The organism is Candidatus Wallbacteria bacterium (assembly GCA_028687545.1).
In the GTDB taxonomy this organism is placed as follows: Bacteria; Muiribacteriota; JAQTZZ01; order JAQTZZ01; family JAQTZZ01; genus JAQTZZ01.
This window is the reverse complement of sequence record JAQTZZ010000002.1, coordinates 177,491-199,552: the sequence shown is the minus strand read 5'-3', so window position 1 is coordinate 199,552 and position 22,062 is coordinate 177,491. Positions and strand designations below refer to the sequence as shown.

The following is a 22,062-nucleotide window of genomic DNA, read 5'->3' as shown; positions in this document are numbered from 1 at the left end:
GAAGATTCAAATCCATTTTTCCTCCTTTAGACTAAAGTTACCGCAATCTATCTGACTCTGCATTATAATTTGGAGACTAGGGAAACTCGACTCTGACTTCAGCCATCACCTTGCCTGTCTCGACATCAATGAACTTAGATTTTCTGAACGCCAGGATTTGCGATGGATACACGCTGCGGTGGCCGCTGATCAGAAAGCTGACCACGCAGGCGATCGCCGCATAAGGCGCGATCGTAGGGCCAAACAGCTCAATGGACATGATGCTTGCCGCGATCGGCGTATTGGCAGCACCAGCCAGCAGGGCTACAAACCCCAAGGCTGAAAAGATGCCAATATTCAGATTGAAGATCTGGGCGAAAAGATTCCCGGATGTGCTGCCTATGAAAAAAATGGGTGTGACTATACCTCCGCTTCCTCCAAAGTTAAGGGTCAGGCTGGTAAAAAGCGCCTTGAGGAAAAAGGCAAACCCGCTGACTTTCACTCCCTGCAGGCAACTTTCGATCGTGCTCAACCCCAATCCTAAATATTGCGTTGAAAACAATGAGGCCAGGATCACCAGGATAGTTCCACCGGCTATTCCCTTGAGCGGGCTCCAGCAATGAATTCTTTTAGACAGCTTGCTTCCCATTCTCAGCAGTTCTATCAGCATCACTGAAACAATTCCGAAAACCACACCTGATACAAGAACCCAGATGAAAGACAAATTGTCCAGATTGGGAGAGATGTTCAGAGGATGATAGAAGTAAGTGCAGCCAAACATTGAAGTGATGTGGAAACTGATAATGCCTGCGATAAAGGATGGCAGGAGAACATCGTAGAGAAGGCTTCCTACGAACAAAACTTCAACTCCGAAAATCGCGCCTGCTATCGGAGTTCCGAATACTGATGCAAAGCCGGCGCTGATACCGCAGACGACAAGTTTTTTCCGGTCCTCGCTGTCAAATCTGAAAATTCTGGCAAACAGGGAAGCCAGCCCGGCTCCTATCTGGGCGCAGGGACCTTCTTTTCCGGCTGAGCCTCCGCAGGCAATCGTGATCACAGTGGCCAGCAGCTTGACCGGAACTACTGATGCATTGATGATGGAATCGTTCTGATGTATGGCTTCGATTACTTTCTCGGTTCCATGGCCCTCTGCGCCTGGTGAAAGATACTTGATCAGCAATGCGCTGACAAAGAAAGCGAGTGGCATGAGCAGAAAGTAATAATGATATCTGGCAGCTGCGGAAATGCTCCAGTTCAAGGTCTTTAAAAAAATCGCAGTCGATACCCCGACAATGCAGCCAATAATTACCGAAAAAACCACCCATTTGGTGACGCCGAGTAATAGTAAACCTTCTTCGATCAGTCGTTTCTTCATTTCAGTGGTATGACTTCATTGTGATCATTTGTATTTTTTTATAATGGCTACCAAAACACCAACTATGATGAGCCATAAAATCGCAAAGGAAAAGTTGATATCCATCACCAGCTCCTTTTCGTGTCTTGGATTTGCACATCAGCTCAGTCCGTCAATGATCAGAGCCATGGCTCGCTCCATCTCGCTCTTGAGAAATTTAGTTTTCTTGGTGAGAGTCCAGCGGATGATGCAGTTCTGCAGCACCCCTGACAGAGCCAGGACAGCAGCCTGGACATCGAGCCTGGATCTGAAGATGCCGGTATCACAACCTTCCCTGACGATGATTCCGATCACTTCGAACAGGCGTTTCCTTTTCATAATGATTGCTTCGGCGATTTTCGGCTGCCTTGGGTCAACGGCTTCGGAGAAGAGCATGACTGGGTTGAACTGATGCTTGAGCAGCTGAGTCAGGTGGATTTTTCCGAGCTTCATCAGTTTCTCTCTTGGAGGGATTTTCTTTTCCAGGAGTGCGTTGAGTTTTCTGTCCCAGCCGTCATACATGAAATCCACCAGGGCAAGGAGAATCTCTTCCTTGTTATCGAAATGACGGTAGATTGCTGCTTCAGTGAGCCCGACTTCATCAGCCAGGCGGCGCAAGGTGAAATTGCCGGTGCCTTCGTTGAAGATGATCGAGCGAGCGGTAAGAATCAGTTCCCTGCGTCTGATCACGGTGGTCTTTCTGAGAGTGGCTTTTGGGCGAATGGCTTTCGTTTCGATTCTTCTGCTGCGTTCCTTGATCACATTTGTCTGCATTTTATATTCCTCTTGATCGGCCGGCTCAGTGTCCGGCTGTTCAATTACATGCTCGGGCGCTGACCCCCCATTTGGATTAGTCCGGTGACCAGAGTACTATTTTGCCAGCTTCAAGGCCCCTCTGTCAAAGGTCCTTGTCTTTTCCTGCAGTATTGCTATTGCCTTCTAAGTTAATTATCGACAACTTACAATATTATTATAACCTTAGAAAACAAGGTGGTCAATAAACTAAGTAAAACTGATCGATAAATATTATTGACACATGAAAATAGAAAAGATAGTATTAAATTATAATGAAACAGTTTTTCTGCTCCTGTCGAAAACAAACCTGTAGCCACAACAAATAAAATTAACATCCTCATTTTTCCGGCTTGCTCTTACTGTGATGGTGCTGATAGAAATTTGGTTTAGATAATATTCCGTTCTGGAGGTTGAATGAAGTTCATCATAGTGTCCAATCGCCTGCCGATCACTCTTGCCAGGGAAAAGCGTAAGATCAAGTTTCATAAAAGCTCCGGCGGGCTCGCTACAGGAATGAGATCCTATCTGGCCTCACCGAACAATTCAATAAAAGAAAAAGGCTATTTCTGGGTAGGCTGGCCCGGTATCAGTGCGGAAAAAAAGCTGAGGGAACATCTCAAGGCTGATTTAATTAAAAACCATCAGGCTTATCCGATTTTTCTATCTCAGAAAGTGATGGATGAATTTTATCTTGGTTTCTGCAATAAGACTATCTGGCCTTTATTTCAGTACTTTCCATCTCTGGCAGTATATAAAGAGAAATCCTGGCAGAATTATAGAAGTGTGAACATGCTGTTCAGGGATGCCATCCTGGAAATCATGGACGATGATGACATCGTCTGGGTGCACGACTACCATCTGATGCTGCTTCCCAAACTGATCAGGGAAAAGAAACCTGATGCGCAGATCGGTTTTTTCCTGCATATCCCATTCCCGTCATTTGAGATTTTCCGGCTGCTGCCCACCGGCTGGCGCAGAGAAATTCTGGAAGGGCTGCTGGGAGCCAATCTGATCGGATTTCATACCCAGGATTATACCCAGTATTTTTTGAGATGCGTATCAAGAATACTCGGCCATGAAAACAATTTCGGCCGCCTGACCATTGAAGACAGGATCGTAAAAGCCAAGACATTTCCCATGGGGATTGATTATGATCTATTCTATAAAAGCGCTGGAACTCCAGAGGTCCGGGAAGAGATCGGCAAACTCAGAAGCAAGCTCGGGCAACTTAAAGCCATACTTTCTGTAGATCGCCTGGACTATGTCAAAGGCATAATAAACAGGCTGGAGGCGTTTGAGCTGTTCCTGGAGAAGAACCCTCAGTGGCATGGAAAAGTGTCTCTTTTCATGGTAATAGTTCCATCCAGGGTAGAAGTCGAACAATATCATCAGCTGAAAAAGCAGATCGACGAATATGTGGGCAGGCTCAACGGAAAATACAGCACGATCCACTGGAATCCGGTTATTTATCAATTCCGATCATTGTCTTTCAAGGCATTATCCGCAGTCTACGGAATCAGCGATGTAGCTCTGATTACCCCGCTGAGGGATGGAATGAATCTGGTGGCCAAGGAATATCTGGCATCCCATGGGAAAGATGGGGACGGGGTGCTGATCTTGAGCGAAATGGCGGGAGCAGCCCCTGAAATGCGAGAAGCAATCATCGTCAATCCGAATCACAGGGATGAAATAGCAGCAGCGATAAAAAATGCCCTGGAAATGCCGAAGGAAGAACAGATCAGCCGCAACAGACCCATGCTGGCAAGGCTTCAACGCTACAACATAATCCGCTGGGCTGAGGATTTCTGCGGGACTCTAGTCGGCATCAGGGCCGAACAGGATACTTTAAAAGCCCGGCTTATATCCAAAAATATCCGAAATAAACTGTGCTCGGATTTCAACAAATCTGAGCGGAGAGCCATTTTTCTTGATTATGACGGCACTCTGGTCCCTTTTGCCAAGGAGCCTTCAGCAGCCATACCTACTCAGAGAGTGCTGAAGATCCTCAAGGAGTTAACGGACATTCGGGATACGGAAGTGATCATTGTAACAGGCAGGGACAGGAAAACTCTGGATAAATGGTTCCCAGGTATCAAAATCGGATTTGTCGCTGAACACGGGGCCTGGCTGAAGATGCGGGGCAGTGACTGGATTCTGTCTAAACCCATGACCTGCACCTGGAAAGAGCATATTTATCCGATTCTGCAATTGCACGTTGATCGTTTACCAGGTTCATTCATTGAGGAAAAGGATTTTTCCCTGGTCTGGCATTACCGGATGGCGGATCAGGAATCCGCTTCACTGCTTTCCAAGGAATTAACCGATCAGCTGGTGAATTTCACGGCCAACATTGATGTTCAGATCATGTCAGGGAACAAAGTGGTTGAAGTCAGGAATGCGGGAGTGAACAAAGGCTCCGGAGCCATGGACTTCATGCTCAAGGAAAACCCTGATTTCATCATGGCTGCCGGTGATGACGTGACTGATGAAGACCTTTTCAGAGTGCTTCCGCCGGATGCCTATTCCATCAGAATCGGCATGGATCAGTCTATTGCCAGATTCAATCTGGTGAGTTGTTCCGGACTGCTTGATTTGCTGGAAAACCTGATCACCGCATCCCAATCAAGGGAATAAATTCTGGCAATCGATGCTGATTCCAGAAAGCTATGCGCTGCCGACATATTGCCTGAAGAAGTTGATAAATAGCCGCTCACGCATCTGCCGGCTTGTGGAGGATGAATGCAAAATAATCTTCAACCTATAGTCATGGACGGCCTGTTCTGGACAGCTACAGCCATATTCATTATTTCTTACGCAATCATCATTTCCGAGAGAGTCCATAAAACCATTGTAGCAATGTTCGGGGCTTCCCTGGTCCTTGTGCTCAAGCTGCTTTCACAGCACGAAGCCTTTCATGTCGAAGAACTGGGTGTGGACTGGAACGTGATATTCCTGCTCCTCTCCATGATGGTGATCATCAACCTGATGCGGCCGACCGGAGTTTTCGAATACGTAGCCATCAGAAGCGCCAAGCTTGGAAAGGGAGACCCGATCAGCATCATGGTGATCTTCTCTGTTGTAACTGCCGTGCTGAGCGCCTTTCTGGACAATGTCACCACAGTCCTTCTCATCGCGCCGGTGATCGTCTACATTGCCGAAGCGCTGGAAGTTGATTTCGTCCCCTACCTGATCGCCTGCACCCTGGCTTCCAACATCGGCGGCACTGCCACCCTGATCGGGGACCCGCCCAACATCATGATCGCATCCAAAGCTGAGCTGACATTCATGGACTTCATCTATCAATTGACTCCAGTGATATTGGTCATCATGCTGGTCTTCTGCCTGGCAGTTAAATTCATCTGGGGCAAGAAGCTCAAAACCAGAGAAGAGTTGAAACAGAGGATCATGCTGATGGACGAAACGATAGTGATCAAAAACCACCTGATGCTGAAGAAATCCCTGTTCGTACTCGGCCTGACCCTGACCGGATTTGTAGCCCATGGAGCCCTTCATCTGGAGCCTGCCACTGTCGCGCTCTTCGGGGCCAGCCTGCTGCTCCTGATCTCAGGAACGCATGACCCTCATCATATCCTGGCTGAAGCCGAATGGGGCACCCTGTTTTTCTTCATCGGCCTGTTCATCATCATCGGGGCAGTGGTGAAAGTGGGGCTGATCAGCTGGATGTCGGTGAAAGTACTGGAGTTCACAAGAGGCAACCTTCTCGCTGCCAGCATGGGGATCCTGTGGTTTTCTGCCTTTGCCTCAGCCTTCATAGACAATATCCCCTATGTTGCTACCATGACCCCTCTGATCATCGACATGGCGAAACAGCTCTGGCCGGGTGTATCCGGAACCGATCTTCTCCACCATGCGGATCTGCTGCCACTCTGGTGGTCACTGGCCCTGGGTGCGTGTCTCGGGGGAAACGGCACGATCATCGGCGCTTCCGCCAATGTGGTAGTGGCCGGGATTTCCGAGAAGCACGGCCGGAAGATCACCTTTGTCGAGTTCATGCGTTACGGGATGCCGGTAATGGTTATGACCGTAACAATGTCGGCAGTCTATGTATGGGTGAGATACTATGCGTTTTAGAGCGCCAGGCATGATCGTTTTGTGCCAGTAATGTCCATAAGGAGTTAGGCATGCTTCAACAACATTTCGACAATCTTTTGTCTTTAATGGAGGAGTTATTTTTCAGGAATGAAATCTGGTCCTGGGTGTTCCTGGGCAATCCTTTTTCCCGTTATGCGATAGCTTTCATCACTCTGCTTTTCGCTTTTTCCTGCATGCGATTTGTGAAGAAATTTATTCTATGTCGCCTTAAATCTCTGGTTATAACAGGAAAACTCAGCCAGGACAGCATTATTTCTAAACTGGTGGAAAAATATCTCTTCCCGCTTCTTTTTTACATAGCTTTTTATTTCTCCGTAAATGAACTTGATCTTAATCCTGCGGTAAAAAGACTGGTTGACTGGATTGGCCTGATCTTTGTGATTGTCCAGACTACGAGATTTGCCATTTGCGTTGCAGTCTATTTTTTTGAGGAGCGCTGGCTGAAAAAAGAAGAATCCAGAATATCCCCAACCACTTCCGCAGGGATTGTCGGTATTCTGAAAATGTTTTTCTGGATGCTTTGTTTCACCCTGATCCTTGATAATCTTGGCTTCAACCTGACCACGCTGATTACCGGGCTTGGTATCGGCGGTGTGGCAATAGCCCTGGCTTCTCAGAACATACTGAATGATTTGTTTAATTATTTCGTGATTTTCTTTGACAGGCCGTTTGAGGAAGGAGATTTTATCGTAATTGGAGATTTTCTGGGGAGTGTGGAGCATATCGGCATTAAAACAACAAGGCTGGCAAGCCTCAACGGGGAAGAAATAATTTTATCGAATTCGGATCTGACTGGCAGCAGAGTTAGGAATTACAAGAAAATGACCCGTCGGCGAGTGACGTTCCGGTTAGGAGTTACTTATCAGACTGGCACTGACAAATTGAGGAAAATTCCTTCAGTCATCAAAGCAATCATTGATAACACTGAAGATACGATGTTTAACCGCTGCCATTTCGCAGAGTATGGAGATTTCAACCTGATCATAGAGACTTCTTATTTGATAAACGGCAATGACTACAATAAATATATGGACATTCATCAAGAGATAAATCTTCAAATTGCGGATTCCTTTAAAGCGCTGGGGGTCGAATTTGCATTTCCGACCCAGACAGTGATTCTGGAGCCCGCTAAACAGGGAGAGATTACCCGTTAGCTTGAGCCATGCTGGCACATCCGATAAGTGTAAAGCCGGAATCGTGGATTTGAGCGGATACTCTAATAAAGGAGGTGTATTCAAACTTTGAAGAAATTGAATATTTTCAGCAGGTCGATCTGAACATGGAGTTTACAGCCTCATTCGATACAAGCAGCCGCAGTATTTTGAAAGTCAACCTGGATTTCAAGAGAGTCGGCGACACCTATCCGGCTTCTGAATACGCGAGTTACAAGAAGTTCATCGAAGACATCGTGAATTTCCAGGATGAGTGGATTCTGCTGGAGAAAAAATAAGAATCAGTTTATCATCTTGACCAGTTCGGCACAGGCCTTTTCCAGGTATGTGTTTTTATTTTCTACAGCCTCGCTGTACAGGTCGGAGATTGTATATGGGGAAACCACATCCGGGCTGATCCCATTGTTTTCGATGATGTTTTTTCCACCCCAGCGGGCCAGGCTGGCTGTGACGTGGAACATTGTTTCACTGAGAGGAAGCGGGCCGGCTTGGACTACATTTCCTCCTCCGGCGCCTGTTGTCTCTCCGAAAAGCTTGAGTTTGCCCATCCAGTCTTTCTGCCTGAACGATGCAGGCACCAGATCCCCGCAACTGAAGCAGCCTGAGTCAATCAGGACCAGCACCGGCTTAAGAAATTTCAGCTCAGCAGGTTGGAGTTTGCTTGCATAGAAGAACGGTATGAAATCACTCATTTTCTTGCCTGCATTGGCATTTGCGTACATCGTATCCCTGCAGGTCTTTACCACGGCGATCTGATCAGCAGGATACTGGGCTTGAGTATACAACTTGAGCTTGAGTTCAACATTATTCAGCCAGTGCCGGTTGAGCGGAACGGAAAACTCCAGATTTGTCAGAGGTGCATCCAGGAAACGAGAAACCAGGTTCTGGCAGAGATCGATGTAACCGCCCGGGTTGTCCCTCTGGTCCAAAATCAGGCCGTCGCAGTCAGCAAGTCCGCTGAGCAGAGTGTCGAACGATTCAATAGCCCATCCATCATAGTCCGGAACCCTGATCCTGCCGATTTTGTACTGTTTCGATCCGGAGGTGTACAGTATTATTTCTGCGGTCAGGTTATCTTCAAGCCTCTGGCCGGCTACAGGACTGCCCATAAGCTGCTTCCTGATCAGCGTCTGCACATACAGAGGGTCAAAACTCCAATTCCCGTCGTTTTCATAGAACGAGTGGAGCCTGGCTGGCAGCCTGAATCCCCTGGAATAGATCTCGCTGTATTTCTTGATGACCCAAGCCTCTGTATCGGAATACTCGGAGCCGGTTTTCCTGCTTTTCAGCTTGAGAACCGCGCTGCTCCCGTCAGCAGGCATCAGCCTGTTGCTGGAGCGGTAACCGATTGCCTGCAATATCCCCTTCAGCTGATGTCCGGCTGAGCCTCCGCCGGTGTAATAAGGAGCCAGCTCTTCCAGGACAGATGCGGTCGGTTTGCCGTCGAATTCGATCAGTTCATCCCCGATTCCGAACTTTGTCCCAGTAATGTAGATGTCGGATACCACCACTTTTCCCTCAAGATACCGAAAATCTACCGGCAGCATTGCCAGGTCCAGATTGAACACACCGTCCAGGTAAAGGTGGCCGTCCTTGAATTCATGGATGTACTTGAAAAGCAATGTATAGTATTCCGCATCAGTTCTGGTTTTCGAGATATCGAAGAAATACCGCTTCTTTATCTGCAGGTAATCTTCCTTGAGGATATTGGTTTTCTTGTATTCCAGCATCGCATAACCTGTTTCCATGATCTTGGTCAGGGCATAAAAGTCGGAAGCTTTCTGCATGGGAGTAAGCGAAAGCGGTCCCGCCGAAACGACGGACATGAACAGCAGTGAAATTAAAACAGATAGTTTCATTGTCTCCCCATCTGTACAACATATAACCCGGGTTTCAGACCATGACAAGCCGGCTGGTTCTTAATCTTATCTGGCTTTATGCCGATATTTGCTGTATAATTAATTTGGAAGAGGGATTTTCCGAACTCTTCCAAATATCCTACAGGGAGGCAATATGGATGACTTGAGTTCCCAAGGCCCTGAACGTTTGCTCCCTGCGGGATTCGATTCCTGATCCTTCAGTCAGATCACTGACAGCATCTCACATCAATCCCCGCGGAGCTCATTTTTGTTCGCTTCAGCTCTGTTTTCTGAGCGTTAAACTGTTTCAGTTTATCGCTCTGAAAAATGGTTTTCTTACGGTCCAACCGGACCGGGAAAGGGGATTAATGATCTTTAACGCCATAAAGAACACTTTGGATTCGCCTCATCTCTGCTGAGATGCATTCGAGAACACCATTCTTTATGGCGCAAAAGCTCAATAAAGGTGTGAATCATGAAAAGACTGGCTGCACTCAAAAAATACGGGATGCTGTTTGCCAACCGGCCGGTGATGCTGCTGATTTCCGCGGGTTTTATTTCGAGCCTCGGGAATCATGTCAGCTATTTCGCGCTTCTGAAAAAAGTCTATGACATCTCAGGCGGGAGAATCACTGACCTGGGTTTCCTGACAGTCATGAAATTCGTGCCATTCCTGCTGTGCGGGCTGTTCGCAGGACGGATCGTGGACTGCTTGTCCCGCAGGATGGTAATGGTGCTCTGCGATGTCTTTTCCGCCCTGGCCATTGCTTGCGTGATTTTTGTGGACAGCCTGCCAGGGATTTACTTCTTTGCGTTCCTGAGCTCCCTGGTCTATGTATTCAGGCAGCCGGCCCAGAGCGCTCTGGAACCGAACCTGGTGCGCCGCGAGGACCTGGTGCTTTACAATTCCTTCAATTCATCCCTGAGCAATGTCAACCTGATCTGCGGCTCTGCCTTCGGCGCTGCCGTGGCCGGGCTGCTTGGAACTGCACCTGCTTTCCTGATCGACGGCGCTACCTTTCTGATCTCAGCCCTGATCATTTACAATCTGAGGGTCGATGAGAAACATATTTCTGTAAAATCGAAAAATAACCGGCAGCCCATAGGCAGGAGTTTGTCTGCAGTCTGGTCAGACCTGAACTTGCGCAGGATGCTTCTGATCAACACTTTCGTGACCATCGCCATGACAATGCAGGGAATCCTGATCTATTTCCATCTCAAGGACGGCCTGGGCCTGGGCGACAAGGCAGAGCTCGCCTGGGGTGTGCTTCTCTCAGCGCTCGGAATCGGGATCGTAGTCGGCAGTCTGCTTCTGGGCCTGATCCTGGATGGCCGCAATCCGCTCAGACTTTACCTGAACATCCTCTTCTGGGACGGACTGTTTTTCCTGTGGTTCCTGCTGAACGGTTATAATCGTCTGGCAATCCTGATTTTCGCTTTTCTGGGCCTGGCGAGCGCCGCTCACACCATCATTCTCAACACGATTGTCCAGCAGCAGGTGGCCGACGAAAACAGGGGCCAGGTCTTTGCCCTGTTCTCATTCCTGGAAAGCCCGGCCGCGATCTTATCGCTCCTGATCGGCACTTTTGCCGCAGCTTTCACCTCAGCCTGGGCGATCCTGATCCTGTCTGCAATCGTTCAGATCATTCTGGCTGTAGCATTGAGATTCTGTTGGTACAGAGCTGATGCGAAAACATGTGAAAATGTCGAGTTATCTTGTGCGGCATAAATAGTTGACAATATTTACTTTCTCAGTTTAACTAAAAACTTCCTGGCATCAGCGATGATGCCGGGCTGCAGGCCCAGGATTTCGGCTATGGTGAGCGCTTCTTCGGGCACTGCGGAACCCTTTTTCGGGTGCAGGTGGTAGTCCATCAGCTTGTGGAAATATGCGGCGCGCTCAGGGCCGTGGAGTTTATAAAGGGAGGGAAGTTCTTTTTTGCCTTTCAAGCCGCCGGTCTGGAACTGGGAGACTTTGAGATATCCGGTGAGAATGTCAAAGTGAGTGGTCAGCACCAGAGTGGATTTTGACCCTGAAAAATGCGAGAGCAGCGCGTAATTGAGGGCCAGGCCTTCGCGGATATTGGTGGTGCGCGAGAATTCGTCCACCAGGTACAGGCAGCGGTGGTCTATCTTTTCCAGGGCTTCTGAGATGTAGCTGATTTCTGACCCGAAACTGGAGAGTCCGGCTTTTTCCGGAAAACGCTCGGCTGCGGAAAAGTAGATTTCAAAAAAGAGGCTTGAGGAAAATGTCTCAGCCGGCAGGAAGAAACCGAGCTGGAACAGCCCCTGCAGGAATCCGATGGCTTTCAGGACCTGTGTCTTGCCGCCCATGTTGGAGCCTGAGATGATGCTGGCGCTGGTTGATGTTTCGAAATCAAGCGGAGTGTAGTTGAGATTCTGCAATGCCAGATCCTTTGCCAGAGGCAGATAACGGCCGTTTTTTACAGAAACTCCGCGCTTTCTCAATTCAGGTTCAATTAGCCCCAGTTTCTGCGACATACTGGCCAGGGAAAAATACTTTTCCCAGAGTATCAGGTTTTCGTAATCTTTTTTCAGATTAGACCTGACTTTCCGATAGCAGGCGTTGAGCCTGTCCAGCACTTTCAGCTCGGCAGCGGCTTCCTTTCTGCGCAGATTGTTGATCGATTGATTCAGGCGTTCGACAGCAGAAGGAAATCTGATCCTGAACAGGCAATAGCCGCCTTTCTCTTCGATCAGCGTAAAATGAGGGGACTTTCTCAGAACAGGTAAAAGTTTTGACTCCAGATCAACAGTGAATTCTTCGGACATGATCCGCTTTTTCAGCTTGAATTTCCGTTCGAGCTGTCTGTAGAAAGCCTGGATGCGCCTGTCGCGGGCATTGCGCAGGCTGGAAATTTTTGTGCGGATGCTGCTTAATGCCCTGGAATAACCTGATACTATCGCGAAACTATGCTCATCCTGGGAAAAAGTCAGGAACTGCCAGAGATTTTGATAAGCGTGCTTGAAAACAAAGGGTCTTAAGGAGCTGGAGGACCAGATTTCCCTGATTTTCCGTAAATGCAGCAGAAATTTTTTCAGGTCAAAAAGTTCGAATACAGCCAGATTCTCCTGTTCGAGCATGCTGCTGACATCCGGAATTTTCCGCAGTGATTCACGGACATTTTCACCGGCATCCGGGAGCTTAGTGAGAAACTCCAGAAAATGCCGCTGGATCATCCATTCATGTCTCAAATTGCATTCCTCCCCTGGAGTATGGAAGTGAAGGAAATCCTCTTTCCGGCGGCGGCAGACAGGAGAATACAGCTCCCATTCCTGCTCCAGAAATTCGGCGATTCTTAGATGGACGAAAATATCTTTCATCTGTCCTCCGGGGTTTTGATGATTCTGAAAATTGTTACTGGTTCCTCAAAACCCTTGAGATTTTTTTCCCCCAGGCTCTGACATTGAAATTCAGAAGAAATCCCGGTGATGAAGCTTTCAGTAGCTACGATTTCCCCTGCCCCGGCTTCCTTTTCTATCCTGGAAATCATGTTCACCGGATCCCCGAAGATGTCGCCGTTTTTCTGAAAGATCAGGCCTGAATTAAGCACGATCCTGATCTGAAAGCGGTGGTTATGCTCCAGATTTTGATTGGTGGAATCGATTTCCGAAAGAAGATGGAAAGCGCATTGCGCTGCGTTTTCCTTTTTTTCAAAGGAAAACAGAATCCCGTCTCCCATTTTCTTGATGATCTGTCCGGAATATTTTACGGCTGCGTTTTCCGCAATTTTTTCGTAAAGTGCAAGCACTCCCATGATCCCGACAGTGCCGATCTGCTGAGTTTTTTTGGTAAAGCCTACGATGTCCGAAAAAAGGAGCGAGAGCTCTTTCCCGTATTCCCGGAAGATAAGCCTGTTACTGGCGTCTGAACTTTTAGAAAGCAGGTTTCCCAGGATGCTGCCGATGTTTCTCTGGGAAAAAATCGCATCCTTCAGCCGGGTGATCAGTTGAAGTCTTTTGCTGTAAACCGCCTGCGTGATGATGCGTCCCTTGAGTTCCACTGAAAGGCGCTTTTTTTCACGCTCGATGATTCCAAGGTCTTCCGCTGAAACGAGAACCCGGCTCAGCTTTACGGCAAGCTCCATTTCAGAGGAAACATCTTCTGAGACCTCGCTGAAAACCAGCATCTCGCCAGTCAATTTTAGGAAGCAGCGATTGTCTCGATAGTAACAGTCCGAAACAGCGGAAACAGGCAGACGCATATAGCAGGCGCTGACCTGTTCCAGGCCTCCCCTGAAGATCAGTGTCAGACCATCCGGGTCCAGCAGCACGAGAGTATAATAGAGTTCAGGCACCAGCCTGGCCACCGGGTCCAGCAGGTGATTTTCCGCAAAAAACGCTCTGTCCAGCGGGATCAGCCCTGAGAAAAGCTGCAGGTCCAGTGATTTTTCCAGAGTATAAACTGCTTCTCCATTGTGCTGCTTTGACTGAAAGAATCCGAAAACAGGCGGTTTTTTCAGGATTTTACGGATGATTTCACGCAGATCGCGGCGCAGGTAGTTGAGAAACGGCACTTCTGAAAAAAACGGATCGCGGCATTGTTCGGCAAAGTGCTTTTTCAATTCGCTGTTGAGCTGAGCAGGAGGGCCATGGAAATTTTCGCGCTGCACCGAGAATCTGAAATTCTGCTCGATTTTGACAGGTTTGGCAGGAGGGCGTCCGGCAGTCTTTACAGGCTTAACTTCGTACCCTTTCAGCTTGTGTAAAATTCCAAGGGCAAAATCCCTCAGAGGCTTGTCCTGCTCTTCAATTATCACCAGTTCAAAGAATTTTTCTTTTTCGCCCTGCAGCGGGATTTCCGGGTGTTCGGCTGAGACCCTCTTGAGCAGGGACAGCCTGGCGGTTTTACTTTTCTGCAGAGAATACTTTGTATAGAGGCGGACTGCGCTTTCCATGCTAATTCTCCAGTTCCATCACATCTAAGAGTCGGACTGAGGGGAAAAATCCAGAATTCATTTCCAGAAGCTCTTTGTGGATTGACTGAAAACCAATACCTGTCAGACCTGGATTATAACAGAAAAGCAGCGGCACCGGCTGTTCGAGCACGCTGATCCTGCGCCGCTCAATTTCAGGACCCAGAAAAATCCTGGTGAAGTCCTGCACCACCAGTTCCAGCCCCCCGGGGAATTTATCGGCAAGGCTCCTGGTGAGAGCGCCTTTAATATAAACAAGCTCAAGCGATTCAGCGGTGAAAGGATCGTTTTTTCCGCATTCCAGCACGACCTTGCCTTTACTGTAACCCGTGATTTCCGACTCCCCGGGTGAAAGCAATCCGGCTTTTGGAAGTGCAAAAAGCGAGAGCTGCAGCCTGAAATCAGCCAGCATCTGTTCAGTGGTTTTACCCGGCAGAGGGGAGAAAATGAAGACAAAGCCGGGCGCTTTCCGCGAAGCCATCTGTGAGATCCTGTCCAGCGCCCCGTCGATCAATACTGTGCCTTCAGGCATCGATTCCTTGATAATCGAAAAAACCTCATCCAGCTGATAATTAGCTTCAGGTCCGATCAGTTCGATTTTTCCTTCAGCCAGAGCTTGGCATAGATAGTAATTTCCAGCATTGGAGCGGAAAGAGAAGCCTGACAGAATCCGATACGGGAAATCCGCTCGCGACAGGGCGTATTCAGCGGTCAGAAAGCGCATGCCTTGGAAAACAGTGATTTCCGGTTTCCGATTCTCAAAGATCCTGTCACGTCCTTCGCCATCCCAGCCAATGGAAAAAAGAGAGACATGTTCCGCCTCTCTTTTCGAATTTGCGTATCTGACAAGGTGATTCAGAACCGTGGTTTTCCCCGCATTTTTCCTGTTGCCTGTCAGGAACACGGCAGGTTCTGAAAAGAGTTTTTCAAGCGCGGCTTTCGGCATGCAGTAATTGTATCCCAAACCCGCGGTATTGTCACGAAAATCCAGACACACACCATGCCTCAGGCTCCAGTTTCACGGGGTTGTGAGGCTTTTGATTTTCCATGCAGCATCTGACGCAATGAGGGAAAGAAGGTTCCGAGTCCCTCGTAAGTCTGCATCAGGATGACTGCAAAGAAGGCGAGCGGCAAGTAATTGGCATGTCTGTCTGCCGCGGCCGGTGCCAGGAAGATGCTGTTGAAGATGATATAGAGATTGACAGCCATCATGATCAGGATGAGGCCTTTCAAGAAGCTCAGATGAAAAAGTCTCTGCTGATGATAGACAAAATAGGCATAGATGAAAGGAATGACTGAGAACCAGAGCATCAGAGCCAGGAGCTTCTGGGAAATCTCTGCTGAGAGAAACATGCCGAATCCGTGGCGCATCTCATAGATGATTATCAGCCCCCAGAACACGAAGCAATAGTTCAGCAGAAGCCGTCCCCAGTTATGGGAAAAATAAAGTGCAGTTCCCCCGAGGAAAAAAAGCAGGGCGAGTATCGTGGAAATCAGCATACCGGGATTTAGAAAGAGAATCGTTATCTGTCTGAGGAACTCTGCGGGATCGCTTCCGCTCAAGCTGCAGACGGCATAATATCTTGGAAACACAAACGTCAGAAAGAAACACGCAGCCAGTGATGAAATCAGATATCCGAAAGTCCTGTCCACCATTTTCGTGTATACAGTGCCGGAAATCTCATCCCATTCCGGGATTGACTCATTTTTGTCCTGCATGTAATCGTCCATTCTGTCCAGTTTTTCCTTCAAGTCTTTAATACCCATTTCACGCCTCCGTTTCCAGTTTTTCGATCAGGGACTGCAGTTCCCGTCTGATATGAAAAAGCCGGCTTTTTACCGTTCCCTCAGGCAGATCCAGAATCCGCCCTACCTCTTCAAGCTTATTGTCCAGCGATAACAGCAGAATTTCCCTTTTCTCCGGAATCAGGCTGTCCACTGCTCGCTCCAGTAGAATTTTAAAGCATTCCTCTCCGTTTTTGTCGCCCTGGGATTCCAGCTGTTTTTCCACAGACAGTTTCCGGACTGTTTCCTGTTCTCTGCTTTCAAAACGCAGATGGTCGTGATAAAGATTTATGGCGATCCGGTAGAGCCAGTTTTTCAGTTTTCCGCGAGAGGGATCGTACAGGTGGAATTTCAGGTAAGCCCTGACATAAGTTTCCTGGATCAGGTCCTGCGCCAGATGATGGTCTCTGCTCAGCTTCCGCAGGAACAGAAACAGCTCTCTGTGATATTCGGAAAACCATTTTTTGAGTGTTTCGTTTGCGTCCATTTTGCCTTCTTTTACATACTATACGAAAAAAAATGGAATCGGTTCAAAAAAAGAAGAGAAACCCGTTGGATTTCTCTTCTTGGAATTCGATTTTGAAACAGACTGTTTAAAAATCAGAGCAATTATTTTCTTTTTCCGCGCTTGGGACCTTTCTTGAGGATCTTGCCGTAATCCAGCGCGTGATTCTGGGTGTTCAGGAGTTCCGCCACACCTTCCATGGAATAGTATCTGCTCAGGTTTTTGGGCAGGTCCTCGGTTTCGGCTTCGCCCGGACGGTCGTGGCAGGAAATGATTTTGCCTTCGTAGTTGCGCAGCACGATCGTACCGGGCCCCTGGGAGATGATGTAGGTCGGCATCACAGGCACTTTTCCGCCTCCGCCTGGAGCGTCGATTACAAAATGCGGGACAGCGAGGCCAGAGACATGTCCGCGCAGGTTTTCCATGATGCTGATGCCTGTGGCGACAGGGGTCCTGAAATGGCTGATGCCGCGGGACATGTCGCATTCATAGATGTAATAGGGTTTGACGCGGATCTTCAAGAGGTCGCAGACCAGCTTTTTCATCACTGCCGGATTGTCGTTGACTCCTTTTAAAAGCACTGACTGGTTGCCGAGCGGAATACCGTGGTCTGCAAGCATTTCGCAGGCCCGTTTGGAGTCTGCGTTGATTTCCTGGAAATGATTGAAGTGAGTATTGACGTAGACCGGATGGTACTTCTTGATCATCCGGCAGAGAGCTTCCGTGATGCGCATGGGAAGTACGACCGGAGTCCTGGTGCCGATACGGATGATCTCCACATGCTTGATCTTGCGAAGCTCAGAGAGCAGCCACTCTATTTCCTGATCAGTCAAGGTGAAGGGGTCACCGCCTGAGAGAATCACATCCCTGATCTGCGGCGTTTTCCTGATGTAATCAAAGCCGGCCAGCAGCTGCTTTTTGGGAAGGTGCCGGTCCTCATTGTCTCCGACTTTTCTCCTGCGTGTGCAGTGCCTGCAGTACATCGAGCAGACATGAGTCACTAAAAGCAGCGCCCGGTCAGGGTAGCGATGGGTGAGACCAGGACAAGGCGAATCCACTTCCTCATGCAGGGGATCATCCATATCTGTGGGGTAAAATTCTGTTTCATGGATAGTGGGAATAGCCTGTTTCATCACAGGATCGTCAGGATTCTGAGGGTCGATCAGTGAAAGGTAATATGGGGTGATCGCCATCCTGAAGCTGACCAGCACTTTCTGGATATCCTTGACCTGCTGGCCAGTCAGAGGGTAGCATTTCTTCAGATCAGGCAGTTTCATAAGGCGGTTCTGCAGCTGCCACTGCCAGTCCTGCCACTTTTTTTCAGGCACATCCGAAAAGACTCTAGCCATAGGCACTCCTTTCAGCCGACGTACTTTTTCTCGTAATATTTCCTCAGCCATTCGGATTCCCTCATTAAATCGATAGTGATCGCGGCATGATCCTTGGTATAGCCGTTGCCGATCACCATGGTCACGTCCTTGCCTACTCCCTCGGCGCCCAGAGCTGCTTTGGTGAAACTCGTGGACATGGAGAAAAAATAGACCGTACCATTGTCTTTGCAGGGGAGAATCGATCCCATCTCCGTGTTTTCACGGCTCACGCAGTTGATCACCAGGTCGCAGAGCTGTCCGTTGGTGACTGCTTCCACCTTTTCCAGCACATCCACTGCGTTTGAGGCTTCGGCCACGATCACGTTATCAATGAAATTCACTTTTTTCATCAGGTCCAGGCTTTTTTCGCTATGCACCAGGGCAATCACACGGCCGGTGCAACCGGCATATTTCTTGGCTACATAGCAGCAGAGAAGGCCGGATTTGCCTGCTGCGCCTATCACCAGCACTGTATTGCCCGGCCGCACCAGTTTGGCGGTCTGAGCAGGCGCACCTGCCACATCCAGCACTGCCAGCGCCAGTTTCTCGTCCAGGTCTTCCGGCAGCTTGGCGTAAATCGCTGACTCGAACAGGATGGCCTGGCCTTCGATGTCCACCTGATCTTTGTCTATGTGGATTTTCTTGATTTTCTTGATCTTCAGCGGAGTGAGCGAGAGCGAGACCAGGCTTGCGATTCTGTCTCCTTCCTGAAGAGGGATCTTGCCTTTAAGCGCTTTACCAATTCTGGCTACTTTACCGATGAACATGCCTCCTGAGCCTGTGACAGGATTTTTATGCTTGCCAAAGCGTTCTACAATCCCGAGCATTATTTCTTCGATTCTTTTGGGGTCTTTTACGGCTTCGTCCTTGATCTGGGTGAAGCTTGCCGAGTCTACGTTCAGCGTGGTCACATCGCAGAGTATTTCATTGTCGTATAGTTTATTCATGTCATTGTCGATCACCAGCGCGGGCTGGGGCAGCACTCCTTTGGGCTCGATCACGCGATGGGTTCCGAACTTATTGCCTTTCATTTAACCTCCTCAATGAAAAATTTTGTCAGACTGATATTCACTTTTTCTTCAATCCTAAAATCTCTCTCGCTTCCGCCGGGGTGGCGATCTCGTGCCCCAGTTCCTTGGCGAACTCCACGATCCGGGTTACGAGCTGGGCGTTGCTCTTGGCGAGCTGGCCTTTCCTGAAATAGATGTTGTCTTCGAACCCGGTGCGCACATTGCCGCCCATCAGAAGGGCTGCCAGGCCCATGGGAAGCGACGCCTTGCCGCCGATGCCGATGCTGGACCAGACAGTATTTTCAGGCAGCTCATCCCGCATGAAGACAAGATTCTTGACTGTGCCCGGAATTCCACCCGGTACACCAGTCACAAAGGTGAAATAATAAGGCGGATCGATCAGGCCTTCCTTGATCAGGAGCTTGGCATTGTTGATGTGGCCGTAATCGAAGCATTCAATGGTGGGCTTGACGCCATGTTCGCGCATCAGGCGGGCGAATCTGCGCAGGCTGGGGAAACCGTTGGGCAGGATGTCGTCGCCGAAATTGACTGAGCCGCAGTCGAGGGACGCAAGGTCGGGCTTGAGTTTGACCGGAGCCACTCGCTCATCATCGCTCATGCCCACTGCTCCGCCTGTGGTGATCTCGATCACAATCTCGCATTTCTCGCGGATCAGTTTAATTGTTTTCTCAAAGATACCCACATCCTGGGTAGGAGTCCCGTCGTCTTTTCGTACATGCAGGTGGACGATGGCTGCACCGGCCATGCAGGCTTCATATGTGGACTGGGCGATTTCCGCCGGAGTTACCGGCAGATTCGGCTGCTGGGCGCGGGTGGTTTCTGCACCTGTGACTGCTGCAGTGATAATGACTTTCATTGCACCCCCAAATAATCGATAAGTACATTATTTAATCTATATACTCAGCGTGGTAATTTCAAGAGGCACTTTCAAATTTTACTGTCATTTTTGCATGAAGCTCATATGTCAATCAAAAAAACGGATGCAAAAAAAACGGATGCAATACAACCCGGGTTTGAAATGAGCAATGGAAAATGCTATTGTAAATAATATCTCAATGTGTGCAATTGAGGCGGCATGTCGAATAACTCATTTTATCTTCTTGATAATGACCAGGTGCTGAAAGAATTGCTGAAACAGGCGAAAAGCGATGACAAGTACTACCTGAAAGCTCTCTACCAGATCGCTTACAGCATCCTCAAGGAAAGGCTTGAAGACGACCCGCATCCTGGAAAAACCGATTATGTCAGACTGGGGATCCTGTTGCGTGAAATGGGAGAATTCGATGAGTCATTCGGATATTTTGAAAAAGCGCTGGCACTGGGTTCTGATTCAGAAGCACTTTATGAAACCGGCAACCTTTTCAAGCAGTCCGGTGATTTCGTGAAAGCTCTAGATTATCTTGAGAAAATTCCTGAAAATGAGCGGGATGAAAAAATTCTCGAATTGATCGAATACTGCAGGAAAAGTAAATCATGAGAGGTACGCTGGACCTCTCATCAAACCTGCTGATCTGTTCAGAAGCGCTGGTCCATTCAGCCAGTGAGATCACTGTAGCGGTATCAGGAAGGTTTTTCGGATTGTCTGAACTTTCCAACCCTGCAGCATTGTTTTGTGAACAATACAGGACAAAGGGGCTTGCTGCCTGCCGCGAATTCAACTTTGAAGCCGTGATCCTGATCCATGACCAGAAAAAAAAACTGGGCCTGCTGATTCGTGACCGGATGGGTTGCAGGCAGATTTATTACAGTCTGGAGCAGGGTGTGCTGAGTTTCAGTGAAAATCCCTGCGATGTTTCGATTCTGGCCGGGAAACCGGCACTTCCGAATCTGAATGCTGTCCAGTCATTTCTTCGCTATTCTTATCTTCCAGGGACACAGACCTTCTGGACTGGAGTACAATCCCTTCCAGCCGGGAACTGTCTGGAATTAAATTTAAAATCTCTGAAAATCGATAAATACCATACCTGGAAAGCTGAAGTTTTCAGAGGCAGTTTCGCTGAGGCAAAGAAGGCGCTGCTTGCTCTGATTCTGGATGCACTGAATTTAAGATGCGGTAAAGACTTGAATCTTTTACTGTCAGGAGGCATAGATTCGTCATCACTGGCAGTAGCCGGGAAAAAGCTGGGCAGGAATTTGACTGCCTATACCATTACTTTTGACGAACCTGATTACAATGAGATTCAATCTGCCGAGGCAGTTGCCAGATATCTTGGGATCAAACATGAAAAAATCCATTTGACATTTGAGATGTTCAAACACTGGATGGTAAAACTTCTGTCTGAAAAGGCTTTCCTGCTTCGTTCTCAGGGGCAGCTCAGCTTCATAGCTGCATTATCAGGAAGGCATTCCAGCTTTGTGAATGGTGCAGGGAGCGATGAAGGGCTGCTGGGATATGATTATCAGTTATCCGCTCTGGCAAAGAGAGAGCGGCAGAGCCGCTATTACAGTCTTTTTCCGGTAGAGATGCTTGACAATCTCCCCCGCAACACGATCCTGAAGGACATTTTCAATGATGAACTTCAGGAAATCTTTGATCACAGGGAATATCTTACGCCATATTTCAATTCAGACGAATTAAAGGAGATGTTTCAAAAAGGTTGGACTGAACCGGAACATTTCTGGATTGAATGGATGAAGCCCATGAATTCGCTGACTGATTTTCAGTACGATGAACTCCTTCCTGACAATCAGTTACCTAGAATCAGGGGGATTGCTGATGCTGCTGAATCGGAAATATTGGTTCCGTTTGCAGATTATAGATTCCGTAATTTTTTCCAGTCTTTACCCGACGATTTCCGGCTGAACGGGAAAAAGAGCAAATTCATCCTCCATGAACTGATGCGCAATGACCTGCCTGAACAGGTACTCACAAGACCCAAAACACCCCTGAAAGTGCCGATTGACCGCTGGTTTGAAAAAGGCAGACCTTTTTTCTGCAAAATGCTGAGTGAATTCTCCGCCTCGAATGGAGTGAAAATCGAGCCTCAGCGCCTTTTTGAAGACACCAGGAATTTAGGGTATAAAGGATTTGAAAAGATACTGCTGCTGCTTTCAGGAATGGCCTGTTTGAAAAACAACTCAGCTCCTGAGATTCAGGGAGCTTTTCTCAACAATCGATAA

General features: G+C 48.4%; 18 protein-coding genes. 7 read left to right on the top strand and 11 right to left on the bottom strand.

All coding sequences use genetic code 11. The features are described 5' to 3' along the window. Window positions 1–76: 76 nt before the first annotated feature. Together PHW04_01750 and PHW04_01745 are read right to left on the bottom strand one after the other, a co-directional pair. Window positions 77–1,357, bottom strand: coding sequence for a chloride channel protein (locus PHW04_01750; protein ID MDD2714597.1), 1,281 nt, complete (start codon window positions 1,355–1,357; stop codon window positions 77–79). Between the two features lie 138 nt (window positions 1,358–1,495). Next, entirely contained in the window at window positions 1,496–2,149 is a 654-nt protein-coding gene (locus tag PHW04_01745) for a TetR/AcrR family transcriptional regulator (protein ID MDD2714596.1), read from the bottom strand. A gap of 435 nt (window positions 2,150–2,584) precedes the next feature. Between PHW04_01745 and PHW04_01740 the strand changes: the two genes are divergently transcribed. The 4 genes from PHW04_01740 to PHW04_01725 all read left to right on the top strand — a co-directional run bounded on the left by PHW04_01740 (window position 2,585) and on the right by PHW04_01725 (window position 7,733). Then, window positions 2,585–4,804 carry a bifunctional alpha,alpha-trehalose-phosphate synthase (UDP-forming)/trehalose-phosphatase gene (locus tag PHW04_01740; GenBank protein ID MDD2714595.1) on the top strand — a complete coding sequence of 740 codons (2,220 nt, stop codon included), beginning with the start codon at window positions 2,585–2,587 and terminating at the stop codon, window positions 4,802–4,804. Window positions 4,805–4,909: 105 nt separating this feature from the next. Next, window positions 4,910–6,262, top strand: a complete 1,353-nt coding sequence (locus PHW04_01735; GenBank protein ID MDD2714594.1) for an ArsB/NhaD family transporter — start codon at window positions 4,910–4,912, stop codon at window positions 6,260–6,262. 50 nt (window positions 6,263–6,312) lie between these two features. Continuing rightward, the gene (locus PHW04_01730; GenBank protein MDD2714593.1) at window positions 6,313–7,437 is read left to right on the top strand and encodes a mechanosensitive ion channel family protein; all 1,125 of its coding nucleotides are present in this window, start codon (window positions 6,313–6,315) and stop codon (window positions 7,435–7,437) included. Window positions 7,438–7,511: 74 nt separating this feature from the next. Continuing rightward, window positions 7,512–7,733 carry a hypothetical protein gene (locus PHW04_01725; GenBank protein MDD2714592.1) on the top strand — a complete coding sequence of 74 codons (222 nt, stop codon included), beginning with the start codon at window positions 7,512–7,514 and terminating at the stop codon, window positions 7,731–7,733. 3 nt (window positions 7,734–7,736) lie between these two features. Here the strand turns inward: PHW04_01725 and PHW04_01720 are convergent, their stop codons facing one another. Continuing rightward, window positions 7,737–9,314: a S41 family peptidase gene (locus PHW04_01720; protein MDD2714591.1), complete on the bottom strand. Its 1,578-nt coding sequence runs from the start codon at window positions 9,312–9,314 to the stop codon at window positions 7,737–7,739. Window positions 9,315–9,789: 475 nt separating this feature from the next. Between PHW04_01720 and PHW04_01715 the strand changes: the two genes are divergently transcribed. Next, entirely contained in the window at window positions 9,790–11,043 is a 1,254-nt protein-coding gene (locus PHW04_01715) for an MFS transporter (protein ID MDD2714590.1), read from the top strand. A 14-nt stretch (window positions 11,044–11,057) separates the two neighbouring features. On the opposite strand, the gene PHW04_01710 is transcribed toward PHW04_01715, so the two are convergent. The 8 genes from PHW04_01710 to PHW04_01675 all read right to left on the bottom strand — a co-directional run bounded on the left by PHW04_01710 (window position 11,058) and on the right by PHW04_01675 (window position 19,798). Further along, window positions 11,058–12,659, bottom strand: coding sequence for a hypothetical protein (locus tag PHW04_01710; GenBank protein ID MDD2714589.1), 1,602 nt, complete (start codon window positions 12,657–12,659; stop codon window positions 11,058–11,060). Then, a complete protein-coding gene (locus PHW04_01705) occupies window positions 12,656–14,233 on the bottom strand; it encodes an adenylate/guanylate cyclase domain-containing protein (protein ID MDD2714588.1) in 1,578 nt (525 codons plus the stop codon). Before PHW04_01705 ends, PHW04_01710 begins: the two co-directional genes overlap by 4 nt. A gap of 1 nt (window position 14,234) precedes the next feature. Then, on the bottom strand, window positions 14,235–15,197 hold the full coding sequence (locus tag PHW04_01700; protein ID MDD2714587.1) for a hypothetical protein: 963 nt from the start codon (window positions 15,195–15,197) through the stop codon (window positions 14,235–14,237). Between the two features lie 59 nt (window positions 15,198–15,256). Further along, entirely contained in the window at window positions 15,257–16,018 is a 762-nt protein-coding gene (locus PHW04_01695; GenBank protein ID MDD2714586.1) for a hypothetical protein, read from the bottom strand. A gap of 1 nt (window position 16,019) precedes the next feature. Continuing rightward, window positions 16,020–16,523: an RNA polymerase sigma factor gene (locus PHW04_01690; protein MDD2714585.1), complete on the bottom strand. Its 504-nt coding sequence runs from the start codon at window positions 16,521–16,523 to the stop codon at window positions 16,020–16,022. Between the two features lie 122 nt (window positions 16,524–16,645). Then, a complete protein-coding gene (gene ablA, locus PHW04_01685; GenBank protein MDD2714584.1) occupies window positions 16,646–17,890 on the bottom strand; it encodes a lysine 2,3-aminomutase in 1,245 nt (414 codons plus the stop codon). A gap of 11 nt (window positions 17,891–17,901) precedes the next feature. Further along, window positions 17,902–18,942 carry a zinc-binding dehydrogenase gene (locus PHW04_01680; protein MDD2714583.1) on the bottom strand — a complete coding sequence of 347 codons (1,041 nt, stop codon included), beginning with the start codon at window positions 18,940–18,942 and terminating at the stop codon, window positions 17,902–17,904. Between the two features lie 37 nt (window positions 18,943–18,979). Further along, entirely contained in the window at window positions 18,980–19,798 is an 819-nt protein-coding gene (locus PHW04_01675) for a 3-keto-5-aminohexanoate cleavage protein (protein MDD2714582.1), read from the bottom strand. Window positions 19,799–20,017: 219 nt separating this feature from the next. Between PHW04_01675 and PHW04_01670 the strand changes: the two genes are divergently transcribed. Then, window positions 20,018–20,419, top strand: a complete 402-nt coding sequence (locus tag PHW04_01670; protein MDD2714581.1) for a tetratricopeptide repeat protein — start codon at window positions 20,018–20,020, stop codon at window positions 20,417–20,419. Then, window positions 20,416–22,062 (top strand): asparagine synthase-related protein, encoded by a 1,647-nt coding sequence (locus PHW04_01665; GenBank protein ID MDD2714580.1) that lies wholly within the window; start codon window positions 20,416–20,418, stop codon window positions 22,060–22,062. The genes PHW04_01670 and PHW04_01665 overlap by 4 nt, the downstream gene beginning before the upstream one ends.